The sequence below is a fragment of the Mycobacterium sp. genome (assembly GCF_035623875.1).
Lineage (GTDB): Bacteria > Actinomycetota > Actinomycetes > Mycobacteriales > Mycobacteriaceae > Mycobacterium.
In genome coordinates this window covers 15,940-34,056 of sequence record NZ_DASPSP010000305.1, presented here as the reverse complement: position 1 = coordinate 34,056, position 18,117 = coordinate 15,940, and the positions used below count along the sequence as shown (strand labels likewise).

Annotated in this window: 14 protein-coding genes and 2 pseudogenes; 7 read left to right on the top strand and 9 right to left on the bottom strand. The window is 65.1% G+C overall.

Annotation, left to right across the window (positions count from 1 at the left end; translation table 11 throughout):
* Positions 1-792: 792 nt before the first annotated feature.
* Positions 793-957 (top strand): annotated as a pseudogene (locus VEI45_RS24535) (energy-coupling factor transporter transmembrane protein EcfT); the annotation flags it as partial.
* A gap of 13 nt (positions 958-970) precedes the next feature.
* Here the strand turns inward: VEI45_RS24535 and eno are convergent.
* Positions 971-2,254 (bottom strand): phosphopyruvate hydratase, encoded by a 1,284-nt coding sequence (eno, locus tag VEI45_RS24530; protein WP_324857110.1) that lies wholly within the window; start codon positions 2,252-2,254, stop codon positions 971-973.
* A 192-nt stretch (positions 2,255-2,446) separates the two neighbouring features.
* On the opposite strand from eno, the gene VEI45_RS24525 reads away from it, so the two are divergent.
* Complete coding sequence (locus tag VEI45_RS24525) at positions 2,447-3,805, top strand: sensor histidine kinase (protein ID WP_324857118.1); 1,359 nt, start codon at positions 2,447-2,449, stop codon at positions 3,803-3,805.
* Here VEI45_RS24525 and VEI45_RS24520 read toward each other — a convergent pair.
* The 3 genes from VEI45_RS24520 to VEI45_RS24510 all read right to left on the bottom strand — a co-directional run bounded on the left by VEI45_RS24520 (position 3,787) and on the right by VEI45_RS24510 (position 6,316).
* Positions 3,787-4,455 carry a response regulator transcription factor gene (locus VEI45_RS24520; RefSeq protein ID WP_324857109.1) on the bottom strand — a complete coding sequence of 223 codons (669 nt, stop codon included), beginning with the start codon at positions 4,453-4,455 and terminating at the stop codon, positions 3,787-3,789. The two genes, VEI45_RS24525 and VEI45_RS24520, sit on opposite strands and share 19 nt — an antisense overlap.
* 67 nt (positions 4,456-4,522) lie before the next feature.
* Positions 4,523-5,443, bottom strand: a complete 921-nt coding sequence (locus VEI45_RS24515) for a cation diffusion facilitator family transporter (RefSeq protein ID WP_324857108.1) — start codon at positions 5,441-5,443, stop codon at positions 4,523-4,525.
* Positions 5,444-5,473: 30 nt separating this feature from the next.
* Entirely contained in the window at positions 5,474-6,316 is an 843-nt protein-coding gene (locus tag VEI45_RS24510; RefSeq protein WP_324857107.1) for an oxidoreductase, read from the bottom strand.
* Positions 6,317-6,399: 83 nt separating this feature from the next.
* Here VEI45_RS24510 and VEI45_RS24505 point away from each other — a divergent pair, with 83 nt between their 5' ends.
* Entirely contained in the window at positions 6,400-6,879 is a 480-nt protein-coding gene (locus tag VEI45_RS24505; protein WP_324857106.1) for a VOC family protein, read from the top strand.
* Between the two features lie 15 nt (positions 6,880-6,894).
* Here VEI45_RS24505 and VEI45_RS24500 read toward each other — a convergent pair whose 3' ends face one another.
* On the bottom strand, positions 6,895-7,068 hold the full coding sequence (locus VEI45_RS24500) for a CsbD family protein (RefSeq protein WP_324857105.1): 174 nt from the start codon (positions 7,066-7,068) through the stop codon (positions 6,895-6,897).
* Between the two features lie 99 nt (positions 7,069-7,167).
* Between VEI45_RS24500 and VEI45_RS24495 the strand changes: the two genes are divergently transcribed.
* Positions 7,168-8,097: a D-2-hydroxyacid dehydrogenase family protein gene (locus tag VEI45_RS24495; protein WP_414687582.1), complete on the top strand. Its 930-nt coding sequence runs from the start codon at positions 7,168-7,170 to the stop codon at positions 8,095-8,097.
* 63 nt (positions 8,098-8,160) lie between these two features.
* Here the strand turns inward: VEI45_RS24495 and VEI45_RS24490 are convergent.
* The 3 genes and pseudogenes from VEI45_RS24490 to VEI45_RS24480 form a co-directional block, all read right to left on the bottom strand.
* Positions 8,161-9,069, bottom strand: a pseudogene (locus tag VEI45_RS24490) (phosphatase PAP2 family protein); the annotation flags it as partial.
* A gap of 385 nt (positions 9,070-9,454) precedes the next feature.
* Positions 9,455-11,755, bottom strand: a complete 2,301-nt coding sequence (locus VEI45_RS24485) for a carbon starvation CstA family protein (RefSeq protein ID WP_324857104.1) — start codon at positions 11,753-11,755, stop codon at positions 9,455-9,457.
* An 85-nt stretch (positions 11,756-11,840) separates the two neighbouring features.
* Positions 11,841-13,376: an ATP-dependent DNA ligase gene (locus tag VEI45_RS24480; RefSeq protein WP_324857103.1), complete on the bottom strand. Its 1,536-nt coding sequence runs from the start codon at positions 13,374-13,376 to the stop codon at positions 11,841-11,843.
* Positions 13,377-13,452: 76 nt separating this feature from the next.
* On the opposite strand from VEI45_RS24480, the gene VEI45_RS24475 reads away from it, so the two are divergent.
* Entirely contained in the window at positions 13,453-14,211 is a 759-nt protein-coding gene (locus tag VEI45_RS24475) for an SDR family NAD(P)-dependent oxidoreductase (protein WP_324857102.1), read from the top strand.
* Positions 14,212-14,312: 101 nt separating this feature from the next.
* Positions 14,313-16,490: an acyl-CoA dehydrogenase gene (locus VEI45_RS24470; RefSeq protein ID WP_324857101.1), complete on the top strand. Its 2,178-nt coding sequence runs from the start codon at positions 14,313-14,315 to the stop codon at positions 16,488-16,490.
* 2 nt (positions 16,491-16,492) lie between these two features.
* Here VEI45_RS24470 and VEI45_RS24465 read toward each other — a convergent pair whose 3' ends face one another.
* Positions 16,493-16,846, bottom strand: coding sequence for a Zn-ribbon domain-containing OB-fold protein (locus tag VEI45_RS24465; RefSeq protein WP_414687581.1), 354 nt, complete (start codon positions 16,844-16,846; stop codon positions 16,493-16,495).
* 59 nt (positions 16,847-16,905) lie between these two features.
* Between VEI45_RS24465 and VEI45_RS24460 the strand changes: the two genes are divergently transcribed.
* Complete coding sequence (locus VEI45_RS24460; protein ID WP_324857099.1) at positions 16,906-18,099, top strand: thiolase family protein; 1,194 nt, start codon at positions 16,906-16,908, stop codon at positions 18,097-18,099.
* Positions 18,100-18,117: the final 18 nt, after the last annotated feature.

Sequence of the window (18,117 nt, the reverse complement as noted above, 5' to 3'; positions counted from 1 at the left end):
ATCGCGCACATCGCCAATTCAAGAGGATGGAGCGGCGATGCACAGCTCGTGGGCGGTCATTGGACTATGACCGTTGACAGGCCAGACGGCACAGTCTACTTGGACGGCCAGGTGTCCGGTGCGATACAGACGTGGTCATGGGATCCCGAAACGCTTAACGGCAAAGTAAGCGGAGTCCCCAATGGCCAAGGCGGCAACTGCGAAGCACCGGCCGATTCTTTCACTCTGACGAAGGTCGGCTAGCTAACGGGAGCGGCTTTTGAAGGCACCGGCCCCGGTAGGTCTGGGCCATGGAAAACCGCCCTGGCGTGTGAACGGATTTGTGAACCAAACGCTGCGCAACGAACAGGAAGGCGTGGAACACGCCGCGATGGCTTGGACGCCCGGATATGGTGTGGCACTGGGGACGTCGAGGTCAGCGTCTTTCTCAGCGACTTCTCAGCGGCCTGTTCATACGCTGGCGCTCCCATGTTTAGTACAGGCTGCTTTCGCCTACCGGGCACACCGGCTGCGGGCTCGATTAGATGACGCGGCAAATGGTTTGGGCGCTCCAGCGGGATGATGCCAACGGCTGTCACACGCTATCGAAGAGCGGATTTGGTCAGGCTCGATCGCTACGACCCAGCGAACTGGCGCACGCATCGGTGATGGGTGCTCTGTGCGCGGCGATCGCGATCATTGCGGTCGTCCTCCCGCACGCAGGTGGGCTGGGTCTGCTGGGCGCCGTGCCGATGGGGCTGCTGGCCTATCGCTATCGGATCCGCGTTCTGATCACCGCGACGGTCGCCGGTCATCACCGTCACACTGCGACGGGCCGACGAGATGGGCGATGCGATCACCGCCCGCGGCGGCACCGGTCAGATCTCGGCGGCCCCATCGCGGCCGAAACGGGCTGACTGGGTGGCACTTTCGATTGCGGCGGCGGTGTGCGCGGCAGCGCTGCTGTTGGGCGTCTAGCGGCCGACAGCTCTCAGAACCGCACCAGTGCCGGCACGTCTGCGAGCGCGCAATTGGGGATTTGTTCGGCCGCGCGCAACAGGAAGTTGAGCTTCTCGATGCGCTCGCCGGACCGCGGCGCGCCGTTCTTCTGGAACGGTGCCCCTAGTCCCACCGCCAGGTCCATCACCACATCGTCGATGACACCGCCGGACCGGCCCGACGGGATCGCCAGAAGGTCGTTCTGCGCTGCGTATTCGAAGCAGTCCAGTGCCTCGGCGATGGTCCCGACCTGATTGGGCTTGAGGATGAAGCCGTCAACAGCCGAAGTCTTAATGGCCCGTTCCAGGCGGTCGCGGTTGGTGACGATCAGATCGTCGCCGAGGATGATCGAGCGGTCGATGGTCTGCGCCGCCTTGGTGAACCCATCCCAGTCATCCCCGTCGAGCAGGTCCTCGATGAACACCATCGGGAAGTCCTCCGACAGCGCCCGTGCGTAATCGATCAGGGCCTCCGCGGTGACCCGCTCGCCGTTGAAAGCGTAGGTTTGCGCGCTCTTGTCGTACACCTCGCTAGACGCACAGTCCAGTGCAAAGGCCATGATGTCGGCACAGGCGGCGCGCTCGACAGCCTCGGCCAGCACCTCCATGACGACGCGCGGGTCGCTGGACGGGGCGACGTACCCGTACGAAACTGCGATCAGCGGCGCACGGCCAAGCCGTCGCGCAAGCACCTCGCCCAGCACGCCGAACAGACTCACACCCTTTTCGACCGCCGTCTCGATGGAGTCGGCGCGATAGGGCACGACTAGGAACTCGTTGAACGTCTGGAAGATATCCCCGTAGCGGCCACCGTTGATCATGTTGAAGCTGGGCGTCGGCACGGTGGTCGGCGGTTTGAGTCCCAGCAGTGCACCGACGTAGGTATTGGTGGGTATGCCCACCGCAGCGGACGCCGCGCGCAACAGCGCGATCGAGGTGGAGTAGATCGCGTTTCCGCCAAGCCGGTGCTTGTCCGGCGTGCCGTCGAGCTCGATCATGACCCGGTCCAGGGACCGCGGGTCGTCGAGTTCGGCGCCGACAAGAACGGGAGCGATTTCGTCGGTCACGGCGGAGACGGCCTGGTGCACGCTCAGCCCGTTGTACTCGGACCGGACTCCATCACGCAGTACAAACGCCTCGTGTGCGCCGACCGAAATGCCGGTCGGCGACGCGCCGCGGCCGACATGACCAGTGTCAGTGGCGATTTCAACCTCTAGTAGCGGCCGAGCCCTGCAGTCCAGCACTTGGCGAGCGACTACGGATGCGATCTTCATCAACGAACTCCCGGAACATGGGAGCGCCAGCTTATGAGAAGGCCGCTGAGAAGCCGCTGAGAACGGCATCGAGCTGGTTGCCCGCCGGCGGACAAGACGGTCAGCTTCGCTGTTCTCAGCCGACCCTCAGCCCTGCAGAATCAGACTATGTGGGCGCGTTCCTGGCCGGTGCGGCGAAGAGAGCTCGCGGGTCTGATGCGGCCGCCCAGTTTGGGTATTTCCGCTCGCTCAGCCGTGATCTCAGCGGCGGTCGTCCTGGTCGCACTTGCGTTCGCGGGCGCGGCCTTTGACCTGATCTTGTATCGGTCGTTGTTAGCGGGTGTCGACGACGCCACCGCGGGCAGAGTTCGCACCATTGTTGACGCCCTGCATTCGGATTCGCCCGACGATCTCGACAGCCGGCTTCTCACTACCAACCAGCGCGTGGTCGCCATCCAATTGATAGCCCCTGACGGCAAGGTGGTGAAGCGGGCCGGGTCCGCACCTACGACGCCTCTGATACCGATCACGGAGTTTAACCTCAACTTACGCCGCGGCATGTCAGACGATGCGGTGCCCAACGACGACATGCGTGTGAGCGGTCAGCGGGTCAACACCGCGTCCGGTGAGTACACAGTGCTCGTCGGCGGAGGTAGCGAAGCGGTCGAGGCGACTGCGCGGATCGTTGCGCTGCTGTTAGCTGGCGGCGCCCCGATCATCGTCGGGGTAGCAGCAACTGCCAGCTACCGGCTCGTTCGCCGGTCACTGCAATCGGTGGACGCCATCCGCAGCAGGGTGGCTGAAATCTCAACGTCCGATTTGGCCGAGCGGGTACCCGTGCCCACCCGGCGTGACGAAATTTCGGCTCTGGCAGTCACCATGAACGAAATGCTGGCGCGCCTCGAAGCCGGCCACCGAGCGCAACAGCGGTTCCTCAGCGACGCCTCTCACGAACTGCGCAGCCCGCTGGCCACCATCATCTCCGGTTTGGAAGTCGCCGAGGCGCATCCGGAACTGCTTGATGCGGAATTGGCGGTCGACACCCTGCTTCCCGAGGCGCACCGTATGCGGGTGCTGATCGAGGATCTGCTCTTGCTGGCCCGCGCCGATGAACAAAGCCTGGTTGTGCGCAGGGAGGAGGTGGCGCTCGACGAACTCGCCGAAGTGGAGGCTGCTCGTGTGCGGCGCGACGGCTGCACGATCCACACCGCAATCTCTCCGGCGCGTTTGATCGGCGACCGGGCAGCGGTCTCGCGGGTGATTCGCAATCTCGTGGATAACGCTGTCCGCCACGCGAAATCGCGTATCGACATCCAGGTTGGCTGCCGAGACAGCAACGTCACACTCACCGTCAGTGATGACGGACGAGGCATCGCCCCAGCCGACCGAGCCCGGGTCTTCGAACGGTTCGTGCGCCTAGACTCAGACCGCGCCCGCAGTGGCGGAGGGACCGGCCTGGGCTTGGCGATCGTCGTTGAGGTCGTGGCCGCGCACGGCGGCACGGTCAATATTGACGACCGCTGTGGCGGTGGAACCACGATAACCGTGACGTTCCCTCAACAAACCAACCGGTAGCCGACGCCTCGGATCGTCTCAATGGTGTTGGTACCGAAGGGGACGTCGATCTTGCGGCGAACATATCCCACATAGACCTCAACAACGTTGTGAGGACCCTGATAGTGCGCGTCCCACACGTTGCGCAATATCTCGGCTTTCGTCACCACCATGTCCTTTTTGCGTATCAGAAACTCGAGCAGTCCATACTCACGGGGAGTCAGCGTGATTGGGGTCGAACCGCGTTGGACCGTGTGCCGAGCGGGATCCAGTGACAGCGAACCAGCGGTCAGTACCACAGGTCGCTCTGGCGCACCACGACGCACCAACGCGCGCAGGCGCGCCACGAGCACCAGAAATGAAAACGGTTTCGTCAGATAGTCATCCGCTCCGAGATCGAACGCATCGGTCTGGTCGTACTCGCCGTCCTTTGCGGTCAGCATCAGGACTGGTGTCCACACGTCTTGCGCCCGCATGCGACGCAGCACCTCATATCCGCTGTGGCCGGGGAGCATGATGTCGAGCACCACAACGTCGAAGCTGTTCTCAATCGCCTCGCGCAGGCCGTCGACGCCCGTGTCGACGGAGACGATGACGAAGCCCTCGGCCTTCAAACCCCTTGACAGCGTCGCCGACAATCTTGGTTCGTCCTCGACCAGCAGGACTCTCATGCCGGTACGTTACGTCCGGCGCCGTATGCGCGAAAGTTTGCGGCGAAAGTCCTCATCGACTCGGCTGTCAGGCGGCTCGCGCCGTCCACGTGAAGCTGTGCATATCCGGAATCCGTGGTGCCAGCGCGGCGGCGACGTTGCGACCGATTTGATCGGCCGCCGCGAGCGGAGTGTCGGGGTCGAGGAAGCCTTCCACCTCGACACGCAAGGTCCGCCCGGTCCAGCGGGCTCGAGCATGCGCATGCTGCACACCGGGCACTGCCGCGGCAGTGGTTTCGGCGGTCGTGATGATCTCGGGGTCGACGCCGTCGAGCAGACGGTGAGCGATATCGGCGGTCACCTCGTAGCCGACGTGGCAGATGAATCCGGTAACCACGATGCCCGCGATCGCGTCAGCCCAGGCCCAGCCAAGTGCGACCCCGATCAGACCGAGCATCGCGCCGGCCGACGACAACGCGTCCAGCCACGAATGCTTGGCGTCGGCCACCATCGTCGCGGAGCGGATCCGCCGGCCCACCGCCAATTTGTATCGCGCCACCAGTTGATTTCCTGCGATGCCCACGGCCGCAGCGGCGATGCCCCAGCCCACGTGGGAAGTGCCACCGTGACGGAGTAGCTTGTCGATGCTTTCAAAACCGGCTACCACGGCGCTGCCCCAAATCACCAGTGCCACACCAATTCCGGCGAGGTCTTCAGCGCGTTCGTAGCCGTAGGGGTATCGCTCGGTGGGCAGGCGGCGCGATGCCCGAAATCCGACGAACACCAAGGCGCTGGTCGAGACGTCCGATAAGTTGTGCAGCGCATCGCCCAGCAGCGCTACCGACCCGGATACCAGCGCGATGGCCAATTCAACGAGCCCGGTCAGTGCCAGTCCTACGGCGCTGACCGCGACCGCGCGGTTGGCCTGCCGACGCTCACCGGCATCGTCGATGGCAGTGTCGAGCGGAAAACTTGTCGCCGGGTCACGGACTCCGTTGATCACATGCATGACCCGATATTAGTCCGGGCGCAGCCGGTCTTATGTCTCGAAGTGAGTGCTGGCGGTGAGCTGTTCCCAGTTCGCGATCTCCTTCGCGCGTTCGTCCGTAACGTAGCGATACGCGGCCAGCGCGTCGGCCCCGAGCAGCAGGAATGCCGGCGGCTCCGGTGATTCGACGGCGGCGATGATTGCGGCGCCGGCTTTGGCGGGATCGCCGGGCTGGTTGCCGTGCATGGTGTCGTGCTCCTTGCGACGCTGTCCGGCGGTGGCCGCGTAGTCGTCGATCACCGTGGCCGACTGGACGAGCGAGCGTCCGGCGAAGTCGGTGCGGAATGCGCCCGGCTCAACGACGGTGACCGAGATGCCGAGCGGGGCGAGCTCACCGCGCAGCGCTCCACTGACGCCTTCGATCGCGGCTTTGGCTGCGGAGTAGTAGCCGGATCCCACCGGCGTCAACTGAACACCGATCGACGAGATGTTGACAATGGCGCCGCGGCGGCGGGCGCGCATGCCCGGTAGGACGGCCTTGATCATCGCGACGGTGCCGAAGAAGTGCGTTTCGAACAGCCGGCGGACGTCATCGTCGTCGCCTTCTTCGACGGCGGCGCGGTAACCATAGCCGGCGTTGTTGACCAGGACGTCGACGCTGCCAAAGCGCTGTTCGGCCTGCTGTACCGCCGAGGCGACTTGGTCGGGCTTGGTGACGTCAAGGGCGACGGCGAGTACCTGCTCTGGTCTGCCGTCGGCAAGGTCGGCAACGCTGGTGGCGTCCCGTGCAGTTACGACGGCGTTGTGGCCGGTGCCGATGACAGCGTCTGCCAGCGCGCGGCCCAGTCCGGTCGAGCAGCCGGTGATAAGCCAGGTGGAAGTCGGTTTGACCATGAGATTGTCTACTTCCACTTCGGCCGTGACGTCAACTGTTGCGTCTTGACCCTAACTGTGGTTTAGGTTCTAACGTCAACCCCATGACGCAACGAGTCACCCAGCCGACCTCGGGTTGGCCGCCTCAATTGGCCTCGATCGGTGCGATCCGATTCGTGCGCCGCTCCGCACATTTCGAAGCAACCGTCCAGTTCTACCGCGACGTCGTCGGACTGCCGCTCTATGCCACATTCGGGGATAGCTACGGCAGCAACGGCGCGATATTCGGGCTGCCCGGATCCGCGCTGACCTTCGAGATCGTCGAGGCCGTCGAACCCGTTGCGGTCGACCCTCATGAACAGCTGTGCTTGTACTTTCCTGACGCGACGGCACAACAACAAGCGACAGTACGGCTTTCGGCTGCGGGGATACAACCCGTCGAGTCCCATCCGTATTGGGCCGCAACGAGAGCCGTCACCTACCGCGATCCTGACGGCCGCGAAGTCGTGTTCGCGCCGTTCATATTTGGCGTCAACGAACCCGCTGAGAGTAATGACTCAGGCGAACACTGGACCGCACCTTGACGGCTTGATTGTGGTCTACTTCTTGAAGGCGTCCTTCACTTTTTCGCCCGCGTCTTTGAGGCTGGACTTCGCCTGGTCAACCTTTCCCTCGGCTCTGGTGTCCTTGTCTCCGGTGACCTTGCCAACGGCCTCCTTGGCCTTGCCGGCGACGTCGTCGATCTTGTTGCTCAGTTTCTCGTGAGCTCCCATGCGAGTTAGCTCCCTCTTTCCGTGGACCCGTGATCATTGCTGCTTCGTGTGAGTACCCGGCGCGTGATCGGGTTCAAACCCATGTGGGACATTGGCACGATGCGGGTCGCGATCCTCGACGACTACCAGAATGTCGCGCTGAGCATGGCCGACTGGTCGGAGGTGGCGGCGCGCGCCGACATCACCGTCTTCAACGATCACCTCGCCGATCTGGACGCCGTCGTGCAGCGACTGGCACCGTTCGACGTGGTGTGCGTGATGCGTGAGCGCACACCGTTGCCGCGTACCGTGATCGAGCGCCTGCCACGGTTGAAGATGATCGCCTCCACCGGGCCGTTCAACGCCTCTATTGACGTCGCGGCCGCCAACGAACGCGGCATCTATGTCAGTACGACCGGCGGCTACGTGGAGTCGACGGTCGAGCTGACCTGGGCACTGATCCTTGCTACCGCTCGCCGGATTGTCGACGAAACCCGCTCGGTGCGCACCGGTGGTTGGCAGACGTCGGTGGGCGGTCAGTTGGGCGGGACGGTGTTGGGTGTGCTGGGCCTGGGGCGGATCGGAACCCGGGTGGCGCGGGTCGGAACGGCGTTCGGCATGGACGTCATCGCGTGGAGCGCGAACATGACCCCGGAGGCCGCCGAACAATCCGGAGCGACGTATGTATCCAAAGACGAGTTGTTCGACCGCGCCGACGTTTTGACGATCCATCTGGTGCTCAGCGAGCGCACCCGTGGTCTGGTCGGCGCCGCCGAATTAGGGCTGATGAAACCGACGGCGTTGCTAGTCAACACATCGCGCGGCCCGATCGTCGACGAGACAGCTCTCATCGACGCATTGCGGTCGCACCGGCTGGGCGGAGCCGGCCTCGACGTCTTCGACACCGAGCCGTTGCCGACCGGGCATCCGCTGCGCTCGCTGGACACCGTGGTCGCCACCCCACACATCGGTTACGTCGCCGACCGCGTCTACCACACCTTCTACGGTGAGGCCGCCGCCAAGATCACCCGTTGGCTTAGCCAGGCCTGACTTCCACGCCCGGCGCCGCGACCACCACGAGTCGATCCAACCGATGACCAGCGACACGATCACGGCGAGCGTCCAGCCCAGCAGGATGTCGATCACGAAGTGCTCGGCGGAGTAGACCAGCACGAAGGCCATCGCCAACGGGTAGGCCACCAGCAGCGGCTGCCAGATGGGCTTGACGCGGCGCCACAAGAACACCGAGATCATCGCAGTCAATGCGGCATGCAGAGAGGGAATCGCCGCGACCAGATTCACGCTGGCCTGTCCGGAGTTGAGCAGTGCTCCGGCCGATTGCAGATGCAGAGTTCCCCAGCCGCGCGTCGAGATCCGCTCAACGAAGAGGTGCGCGCCGGGCTGGCTTCTGTGCATGGCGCCCAGCAGCCCGCCCTGGAGGACACCTGCGGGACTTCTGAACATGCAGCGCGGGCTGGACGGCCCAGCGGCGATGTCGGCCGGGGTACAGCGGGCGGCTGCCCACGGTGGTGCTGCCGGCAGGACGATGTAGACGACGAGGGCGGCGAAGGACAACGCGACGAACCGTCGGACAAACGCTGCCCAGTCGCTTCGGTTGCGCAGCCAGAGCACTCCGGCGACAACATAGGGCAGGACGAAAAACGACATGTAGATGCCGCTAATGATCACTTCCCACCACGGCGGTTGCGGCATCTTGATGCGCTCCTGCAACCACACGGTCGGGACGGTGCCGAAGAACAACCACCGGTCCGCCCGGGGCTGGAAATGCCACAGCGTAGGCGCTCCCACCAGCGTTGCCGCTCCCCGGCTGAGGTCATACACCAGCAGCACGAGCGCGAACGGCAGCCAGTCGCGCACGACTGCGAATACCTTGTGCCCTCGACCGATGCTGGCGGCGATGAGCCCGGTCGCGATATAGAGCAGCAGCAGTTCGCGATTGAATGCGAGCCCATCCGTCAGGGTCCGGTAGGCCACGACAAGGGCCCAGGTGGTGATCGCCATCCGCCGCGCGAACGTGCGCCAACGCTCCCGGGTTTCGCGGGCGTCGAGGTCAAAGTCGACGACGGATTCGGGGCGTGCCAACGGCATAGCCTGCGGTAGTTTTGGACGGCGGAGCAGCCGGGTGGCTACCGCTTGCGGGTCACCCTTGAAGAGCCGGATCCTGCGATCAGTTGTTACTGTCACCGGTCCAACCTTATCCTTTGCCGACCGTTCTCCATCTGTTCATTCTCATCGGAATCTGCGATTGAGCCGGATATTTCGCCAGAAACGCTGTAGCGCAACGGCTTAGGAACCGCGCACGGGCGCACTCCGTCAAACCGGGGGATCCGTCGCCGCCCGGTCGCGTGACCCTATGCGACAGCTGTGAATTCGGCTGCCGTGCTGGTCAGGATGCCCCAATGCTTGGAGACTCCGCCGAAGATACGCCGGAACCGGACTGGCGCGTCGGCGTCAGACTTAGCTCGTCCCATTGTTTCTGTAGCTCTCGTTCACCTGGGGTAGCGATCATGCCTGACGGCGCGAACCGTCTTGATGGCACTGGATCATCTTCAGTCAGCGGTTTGCCATAGCCGCGAATTGTCCTGTACACCACAATGATTGCGGCCAGAACCACAATCACAACGACAGCGGCAAAGAGGATTGACAAAGTGCCTTGGATGAACGTGTTCCTGATCACGTCGTTGAGCTGACCGGGTGTCTTCGCCGAACCGAACGCCGTCTTACCGGCTGCTTTTGCGGCGGCATATCGGGAATGCTGAGTCCAGTAGCCCACGTTGGGATCTGGAGAAAAAATCTTCTGCCACGACGCGGTCAGCGTGACCGCAAGATCCCACAACAGTGGAATCCCTGGAATCCAGGCCCACTTCAGCAGACCCTTTTTGATGACGACGACGGTGATGACGGTCAGCGCGATCGCCGCCAACAGCTGATTAGCAATACCGAATAGCGGGAACAGGGTGTTGATACCACCAAGCGGATCGGTCACGCCCATCAACAGGATGCTGCCCCACGCCGCAGCCACGGCCAGGCTGCAGACCCATACGCCCGGGCGCCAGCTCGGGTTTCGGAGTTTAGCCAGCAGACCACCCAAGTTGCCTAGCGTGTCCGAAAGCATGAAGCGCGCGACCCGGGTGCCGGCGTCTACCGCGGTCAGGATGAACAGCGCCTCGAACATGATCGCGAAGTGGTACCAGAACGCCTTGAGGCCCGCACCGCCGAATGTCCGTTGCAGTAATTCGGACATGCCGATCGCTAGCGTCGGTGCGCCGCCGGTGCGCGACACGATCGACTTTTCGCCCACGCTGGCGGCGGCCTGGCTGAGCTGATCCGCGGTCACAGGTTGCCCCGACAAGCCCAGCCGGTTCACGTAATCCGCGGCGGTTGCCGCGGTGCTGCCGGTTTTTGCGGCTGGCGCGTTGAGGGCGAAGTACAGGTGCTGGTCGAGGATCGCCGCGCTGATCAGCGCCATGACTGCGACGAACGACTCGGTGAGCATGCCGCCGTAGCCGATCAGACGCATCTGGCTTTCCTTCTCCAGCAGCTTCGGCGTCGTCCCCGATGAGATCAATGCGTGGAATCCCGATAGCGCACCGCAGGCGATGGTGATGAACAGGAACGGGAACAGCGAACCGGCGAAAACCGGTCCATCGCCGCGGGTGGCGAACCGTGAGATCGCGGGTACCTGCATGAGCGGGTGCGCAACGCAGATGCCGATCGCCAGCAAGGCGATGGCACCCACCTTCATGAACGTCGAGAGGTAATCCCGCGGCGCGAGAAGCAGCCAGACCGGCAGCACCGAAGCAACGAAACCATAGCTGACGATCAGCCAGGCCACCGTTACTGGAGACAAGGTCAACCATGATGCGCCCCAGGAGGTTTCGCCGACCCAACTGCCTGAGGCCACCGCGAGCATCAGCAGCGCGAAGCCGATCACTGATACTTCGCCCACCCGCCCGGCACGCAAGAACCGGAGGTAGCAGCCCATGAAGATGGCGATGGGAATGGTCATGGCGATGGAGAACACACCCCAAGGGCTCTGGCCCAGTGCTCGCACCACCACCAGTGCGAGCACCGCGATGATGATCACCATGATGACGAAGGCCCCGATGAGAGCTGCCGCGCCGCCGGTGGCACCCAGCTCGTCGCGGGCCATCTGGCCAAGCGATCGGCCCCGTCGCCGGGTGGAGATCCACAACACCAAGTAGTCCTGCACGGCTCCGGCGAACACCGCGCCAATGACGATCCAGATACTGCAGGGCAAATAGCCCATCTGGGTGGCCAGTACCGGGCCGACCAACGGGCCCGCTCCGGCGATCGCGGCGAAGTGGTGGCCGAACAGCACGCGCCGGTCGGTCGGGACGAAGTCGGTCCCGTCGTCGAAAACTTCAGCCGGTGTGGCGTGGTCGTCGCGCGGGCGAACGATCTTCGTCTCGATCAGCCGCGCATAGAACCGGTACCCGATGATGTAGGTGCAGATCGCCGCAACGACGAACCACACCGCGTTGACCGTCTCGCCGCGGACGAACGCGATAATCGCCCAGGCCACCGCACCCAATACCGCGATAGCTCCGAAGATGATCTTGTGCCTGGTACGGATAGGTGAGCGGTCGATAATCGCGACCGCGGGCAAGTCGGTGTCCGTGTGGATGTAGCTGACGTGCCCACTCAGCCCACTGTGCCCTTCCACGGCCGGGACCCTACGCGACTGTGAATATGCCGACCCATCCATCGGCGCGTCGCGCCGCGACGTTCACAGTCACGCAACCGCTGGTTCAGCTTCGGTGCAGGGCACGCACGGTGTCGATGCTGTCGGCCTGGTCGGGGCCCTTGTCATCGCGGTAGCGGAGCACCCGGGCGAACCGCAGCGCCAGACCCCCGGGGTAGCGCGAGGACTGCTGCACCCCGTCGAACGCCACCTCGACCACCTGCTGGGGTCGCAGCCGCACCACGTAGCCGTCGGTCGGACCAACGGCCAGTTCCTTAAACCGTGCGGTCTGCCAGTCCAGCATGGCGTCGGTCATCCCTTTGAAGGTTTTGCCCAGCATCACCAACCCGCCGGTGGCCGGGTCGCGGGCACCCAGATGGATATTGGACAGCTTCCCACGGCGCCGGCCCGAGCCCCACTCGACGGCCAGCACCACCAGGTCCAGGGTGTGGACGGGTTTGACTTTCAGCCAGCCGGCCCCGCGGCGACCTGCTTCGTAGCGCGCGGTCAACGACTTGGCCATCACGCCCTCGTGGCCTGCGGCCAGCGTCGCCTCCAAGAAGTCGGCGGCGGCGCCCGGATCCGAGGTGACCAGTCGATCGACCCGGTTGCGCGCTGACGCGATCTGGTCGAGTACGCCCATCCGCTCGCTGGTCGGCGCGTCGAGGAGGTCGACGCCGTCGCAGTGCAGGACGTCGAAGAAGAACACCGATAGCGGCTGGGCGGCGCGGGCGGCCGGGACGTCGACTGATCGGCCGAATCGCGATCCGGTGACCTGGAAGGGCTGCGGCCGGCCGTCTGGACGTAACGCGATCGCCTCCCCGTCGGCGATCAATTCGCTGACCGGCAGCGCCAGCGTCGCCTCGACCACCTCGGGCAGCCGGGCGGTGACGTCGTCGAGGCTTCGGGTGTACACCGTGACCTGGTCACCCGCCCGGTGCACCTGCACCCGCGCGCCATCCAGCTTCGTCTCGAAAGCTGCTGTGCCATCGAGCTTTTCGAGTGCCTCGGTTACGCTTGCTGCGGTCTGCGCCAGCATCGGACCGACCGGTCGACCCACTCGCAGGGTGAACGCGTCCAGCGCCACCGTTCCACCGGTCAAGCCCGCGGCGGCGACTGCAGGCAGGTCTCCGCCCAGCATCGCGGCGCGTCGTACCACGGGGGCGGGGATCTGTGCGGCGACGGCCACCGCATCGGCCATCACGCCGGCCAGCGCGCCCTGGCGCAGCTCACCGGTGAGCAACCGCTGCAAAAACGTCTGCTCGACTTCTGTTGCGGACGCGAACAATCCGGAGACAAGCTCGGCGCGCCGCGCCCGCGAGCCCTTGCCAGAGACGCCGCCGATCGTGGAGAAGGTGGCGTCTACGCCGGACACGGTCAAGCTCGGCTGGGCGGCGGCGGGCGGTAGCGACCGCAAAGCCGCCCAGCCCATGCCAATTTGGCGTTGCGGCAGCTCACCGGAGAGCCACGACACGACGATGGCAACCAGCTGGGGATCGGGTTTGGCCCGGCTGAGCAGGTCGGCGATCCGCCCGATTTTGGCCAGCCGCGAAGCGGAGCCACCCACTTCGGCCGAGGTCCTCGCCACGTCGATCAGCAGCACAGCCCACCTTTACACGCCTGGCCGACAACGTCACGCGGGGCCGCGATAGCGTGCAGCTACCAACTAGGAGGTTTGCATGGAGATCAACGGCAAGAAGGTGGTCGTCATCGGCGGCGCCTCGGGCATGGGCCGCGCCAGCGCCGAGCTGCTGGCCGCCCGCGGGGCCAGCGTCGCGGTGCTGGACCGCGAGGGTTCGGACGGCAAGGATGTCGCGGCGGGTATCGGCGGCACGTTCTATCCGGTGGACGTCACCGACTTCACCGGCACCGAGGAGACCCTGCAGGCCGCGGTCGACAAACTGGGCGGCCTGCATGTCACGGTGACCACGGCCGGCGGCGGCATCGCCAAGCGGACGATGTCGAAATCCGGTCCGCACGATCTCGAGTCCTTCCAGTCGGTGATCGATCTCAACCTCATCGCCACGTTCAACATCAGCCGGCTGGCGGCAGCCCACATGAGCAAAAACGAGCCGGAAGACGAGGAGCGCGGCGTGATCATCAACACCGCGTCGATCGCGGCGTTCGAGGGCCAGATCGGGCAGGTCGCCTATACCGCCGCCAAGGCGGGCATCGCTGGCATGTGCCTGACCATGGCACGCGACCTCGGGTCACTGGGCATCCGCGTGCTGGCCATCGCGCCGAGCCTGTTCGCCACCGGGTTGACCAAGGGCATTCCGGACGAATACGCCACCGCGTTGACCAAGGACGCGGCGTTTCCGAAGCGGCTGGGCCGCCCGGAGGAGTACGCGAAGCTGGTCGCCGCGATCGTGGACAACCCGATGCTGAACGGCCAGTGCCTGAGGCTGGACGCCGGACAGCGGTTCGCGCCCAAGTGACGCGATAGCCGTCATCCGGGCCAACCACCCGGTTGGGAGGCGGCCGCATTTAAGTACACTCTTTCCCACCGGCTCCTTGCGTCCAAGAGGAAGGCCCTCGAATGGGTATCGCACTGACTGATGACCATCGCGAACTCGCCGAGGTCGCCCGCGGCTTCCTGACTTCGCAGAAGGCGCGTTCGGCGGCCAGGTCCCTGCTCGACGCGCCCGAGGAGGCCCGACCTCCGTTCTGGCAGGGCATCGTCGAACTCGGCTGGCTCGGCCTGCACATCGGCGAAGAACACGGCGGCTCGGGCTACGGGCTGCCCGAGCTGGTGGTCGTCATCGACGAACTCGGTCGCGCGGTGGCGCCGGGGCCGTTCGTGCCGACCGTCATCGCGTCGGCGGTGATCGCCAAAGGCGGTACCGGTGAGCAAAAGTCGCGGCTGCTTCCGGGGCTGATCGACGGAACCGTCACCGCGGGCATCGGCTTGGACGGTCACGTAAGCCTCAAGGATGGCGTGGCCGACGGCGAGGCCGGGCTGGTGTTCGGTGCGGGCCTGGGCGACCTGCTGTTGGTCGCAGCCGGTGACGACGTACTGGTGGTGGAACGCGACCGCGCCGGCGTGTCGGTCGAGGTCCCGGAGAATTTGGATCCGACCCGGCGCTCCGGACGGGTCCGACTGCACAACGTGACCGTCACCGCCGACGACGTTCTGCCGGGAGCGCGGGAATCGGCACTGGCTCTCGCCCGAACGCTGCTGGCTGCCGAAGCGGTCGGTGGGGCGGCCGACTGCGTCGACGCCGCCGTCGACTACGCCAAGGTGCGCCAGCAGTTTGGCCGCACCATCGCCACGTTCCAGGCGGTCAAGCATCACTGCGCCAACATGTTGGTCGGCGCCGAGTCAGCGATCGCGGCGGTATGGGACGCCTCCCGCGCGGCAGCAGAGGACTCATCCGAGGACGAAGCCCAGTTCCGGCTGGCGGCTGCTTCGGCGGCCGCGTTGGCGTTTCCGGCGTACGCGCGCAATGCGGAACTGAACATCCAGGTGCACGGCGGTATCGGTTTCACCTGGGAGCACGATGCGCATTTGCATCTGCGCCGAGCGTTGGTGACCACGGCACTGTTCGGCGGTGACGCGCCGGCCCGCGACGTGTTCGAGCGCACCGCCGCCGGTGTCGCGCGGGAGAACAGCCTGGACCTGCCGCCAGAGGCCGAGGAGTTGCGCACCAGGATTCATGCCGACGCCGCCGAGATCGCCGCACTGGACAAGCAGGCGCAGCGCGACAAGCTGATCGAGACGGGCTATGTGATGCCGCACTGGCCCAAGCCGTGGGGTCGCGCCGCCGACGCGGTCGAGCAGCTGGTAATCGAGGAAGAGTTCCGTGCCGCCGGCATCAAACGCCCGGACTACGGAATCACCAGCTGGGTGATCCTGACTTTGATCCAGCACGGAACGCCTTGGCAGATAGAACGATTCGTCGAGAAGGCACTCCGCAAGGACGAGATCTGGTGCCAGCTGTTCTCCGAGCCGGACGCCGGCTCGGATGCGGCGTCCATCAAGACGCGGGCGACCCGGGTGGATGGCGGCTGGAAGATCAACGGGCAGAAGGTGTGGACCAGTGGGGCCCACTACTGCGCCCGTGGCCTGGCGACCGTACGCACCGACCCGGAGGCGCCCAAGCACGCCGGCATCACCACGGTGATCGTCGACATGAAGGCCCCCGAGGTCGAGGTGCGGCCGCTGCGGCAGATGACCGGCGGCTCGGACTTCAACGAGGTGTTCTTCAACGACTTGTTCGTGCCCGACGAGGATGTTGTCGGGCCGCCCAATTCGGGCTGGACGGTCGCGCGGGCAACGCTGGGCAACGAGCGGGTCAGCATCGGCGGCAGCGGGTCTTTCTACGAGGGGTTGGCGGCGCAGTTGGTTGAGCTGGTCCGGGAACATCCGGATCGGTTGGAGGGCGGGCGAATTCGGGTAGGGACGTACCTGGCCGAAGAGAATGCCTTGCGACTGCTGAATTTGCGCCGCGTCGCGCGCAGCGTCGAGGGGGCGGGCCCGGGTCCGGAAGGCAACGTGACCAAGTTGAAGTTGGCCGAGCACATGGTCGAGGGCGCGGCGATCATGGCGGCGCTGGTAGGGCCCGAGGTCGCGGTGCTAGACGGGCCGGGCGTGCTGTCGGGTCGCTTGATCATGGGCGCCCGGGGCATGGCGATTGCCGGCGGTACCTCCGAGGTGACCCGCAATCAGATCGCCGAGCGGATCCTGGGCATGCCGCGCGACCCGCTGATCAACTAGCGCTAACCGGCGGGTGCGAAGCGTGGCGCGCCGCCGGCGCCAGGCTCCGGCAGCGCCTCGACGCGCATCCCACACGTAACTGAATCAGGTTCACAGTCAACGATATTCGCCGCTACCCGTAGTCCGCTCTGCTCGACGAGTTCGACGATGGCGATCACGTAGGGCGTCGGAAGCTCCGGGTTGAAGGCGTGGTAGTTGACCGTATAGGTGAACACGGTGCCGTGACCCGACACCGGCCGCGCGACCAGCGGACCGCCGCAGTCGCGGCATTCGCCGGCCGCGGGATGCACCCAGTGTGCGCAATTGTCGCAGTACTCGATGAGCAGTTCCGACGTCGCCTCGGTCGACACGAGCAATACAGTACACTCTATTTTCCGGGTTGTTGTTCAGCGGGTTGGCCTAACGGACGGCGCAGATGGGTTACTTCGAAAAAGACGCGATCATTTCCGGCATCGGCATCTCGCGAATCGGCCGTCGCACCGGTATTCCCGGGCTGGATCTCACCATGGAAGCGGTCCGCGCTGCCATCGACGACGCCGGGCTGGCTGCGGCAGACATCGACGGCATTGCCACCCTGGGTGACACCCCCGCAGCCGAAGTCCTCGCCGCGCTACACATCGAGGCGTCCGACTGCGGATCGGGGTTCGGCACCGGTGGTCTGCTGAGTCCGGTGATGTCGGCATGCCGTGCGGTGTCCGAGGCTCACGCGCGGCATGTGGTCATTTACCGGACGATCCAAATGCTGGGCGGCACGGTCCCGGTGAAGCGGGACGAGAATGCGCCCGCACCGCCGCTCGCCCGGATGTTCGAGACACCCGAGGGTGCTAAGCCACCCGCCGTCGGGCCCATGGACGATGTCAACGATCTGGTTGCCGCCCACGCATATTCCGCCGCGAACTGGCTGGCGCTGAACTGCCGCCGGCACATGGAGATGTATGGAACCACCAAAGAGCAGTTGGGCTGGCTGGCGATCAACAGCAGGCGTAACGCCGCACTGAATCCACTTGCGGTGTACCGGGATCCGATGACCATGGCCGATTATCTGGCCGCGCGGCCGGTTTCCACGCCGTTCGGGTTGCTGGATTGCGACGTCCCGATCGACGGGTCGATCGCGGTGGTGGTGTCGGCCGCCGACTACGACAAAGACTGTCCGCATCGGGCGGTGAAGGTGGAGGCGATCGGGGGCAGCGACGGCGCGGGCGGCTGGTTCCACCGCGCGGATTATCCGAAGATGGCCTCGGCAGATGCGGCGGCGCAGATGTGGTCGCGAACCGATCTGACACCCGCCGATCTGAACCTCGCAGAGTTGTACGACGGGTTCACCTTCCTCACCCTCGCGTGGCTGGAAGCCCTCGGTATCTGCGGCGACGGCGAGGCCGGTCCGTTCGTCGAGGGAGCGGAGCGGATCGCACTGGATGGCGAGCTGCCGCTGAACACCTACGGCGGTCAGCTCTCGGCTGGCCGGATGCACGGCTACTGGCTGCTACACGAGACCTGCTTGCAACTGCGTGGCGAGGCGGGGGAGCGGCAGGTGCAGCGACGCCCTGAGGTGGCGGTGGCCGCAGTGGGCGGTGGTCCGATCGCCGGATGCATGCTGCTGACATGCTGAGTAGCCCTGTGCGAGTGT

Bases quoted from the DNA above. Each gene is read 5' to 3' on its own strand.
- VEI45_RS24525 (WP_324857118.1), top strand. From the start codon at position 2,447: ATGCGGCCGCCCAGTTTGGGTATTTCCGCTCGCTCAGCCGTGATCTCA.
- VEI45_RS24520 (WP_324857109.1), bottom strand. From the start codon at position 4,455: ATGAGAGTCCTGCTGGTCGAGGACGAACCAAGATTGTCGGCGACGCTG.
- VEI45_RS24515 (WP_324857108.1), bottom strand. From the start codon at position 5,443: ATGCATGTGATCAACGGAGTCCGTGACCCGGCGACAAGTTTTCCGCTC.
- VEI45_RS24510 (WP_324857107.1), bottom strand. From the start codon at position 6,316: ATGGTCAAACCGACTTCCACCTGGCTTATCACCGGCTGCTCGACCGGA.
- VEI45_RS24505 (WP_324857106.1), top strand. From the start codon at position 6,400: ATGACGCAACGAGTCACCCAGCCGACCTCGGGTTGGCCGCCTCAATTG.
- VEI45_RS24500 (WP_324857105.1), bottom strand. From the start codon at position 7,068: ATGGGAGCTCACGAGAAACTGAGCAACAAGATCGACGACGTCGCCGGC.
- VEI45_RS24495 (WP_414687582.1), top strand. From the start codon at position 7,168: ATGCGGGTCGCGATCCTCGACGACTACCAGAATGTCGCGCTGAGCATG.
- VEI45_RS24475 (WP_324857102.1), top strand. From the start codon at position 13,453: ATGGAGATCAACGGCAAGAAGGTGGTCGTCATCGGCGGCGCCTCGGGC.
- VEI45_RS24470 (WP_324857101.1), top strand. From the start codon at position 14,313: ATGGGTATCGCACTGACTGATGACCATCGCGAACTCGCCGAGGTCGCC.
- VEI45_RS24460 (WP_324857099.1), top strand. From the start codon at position 16,906: ATGGGTTACTTCGAAAAAGACGCGATCATTTCCGGCATCGGCATCTCG.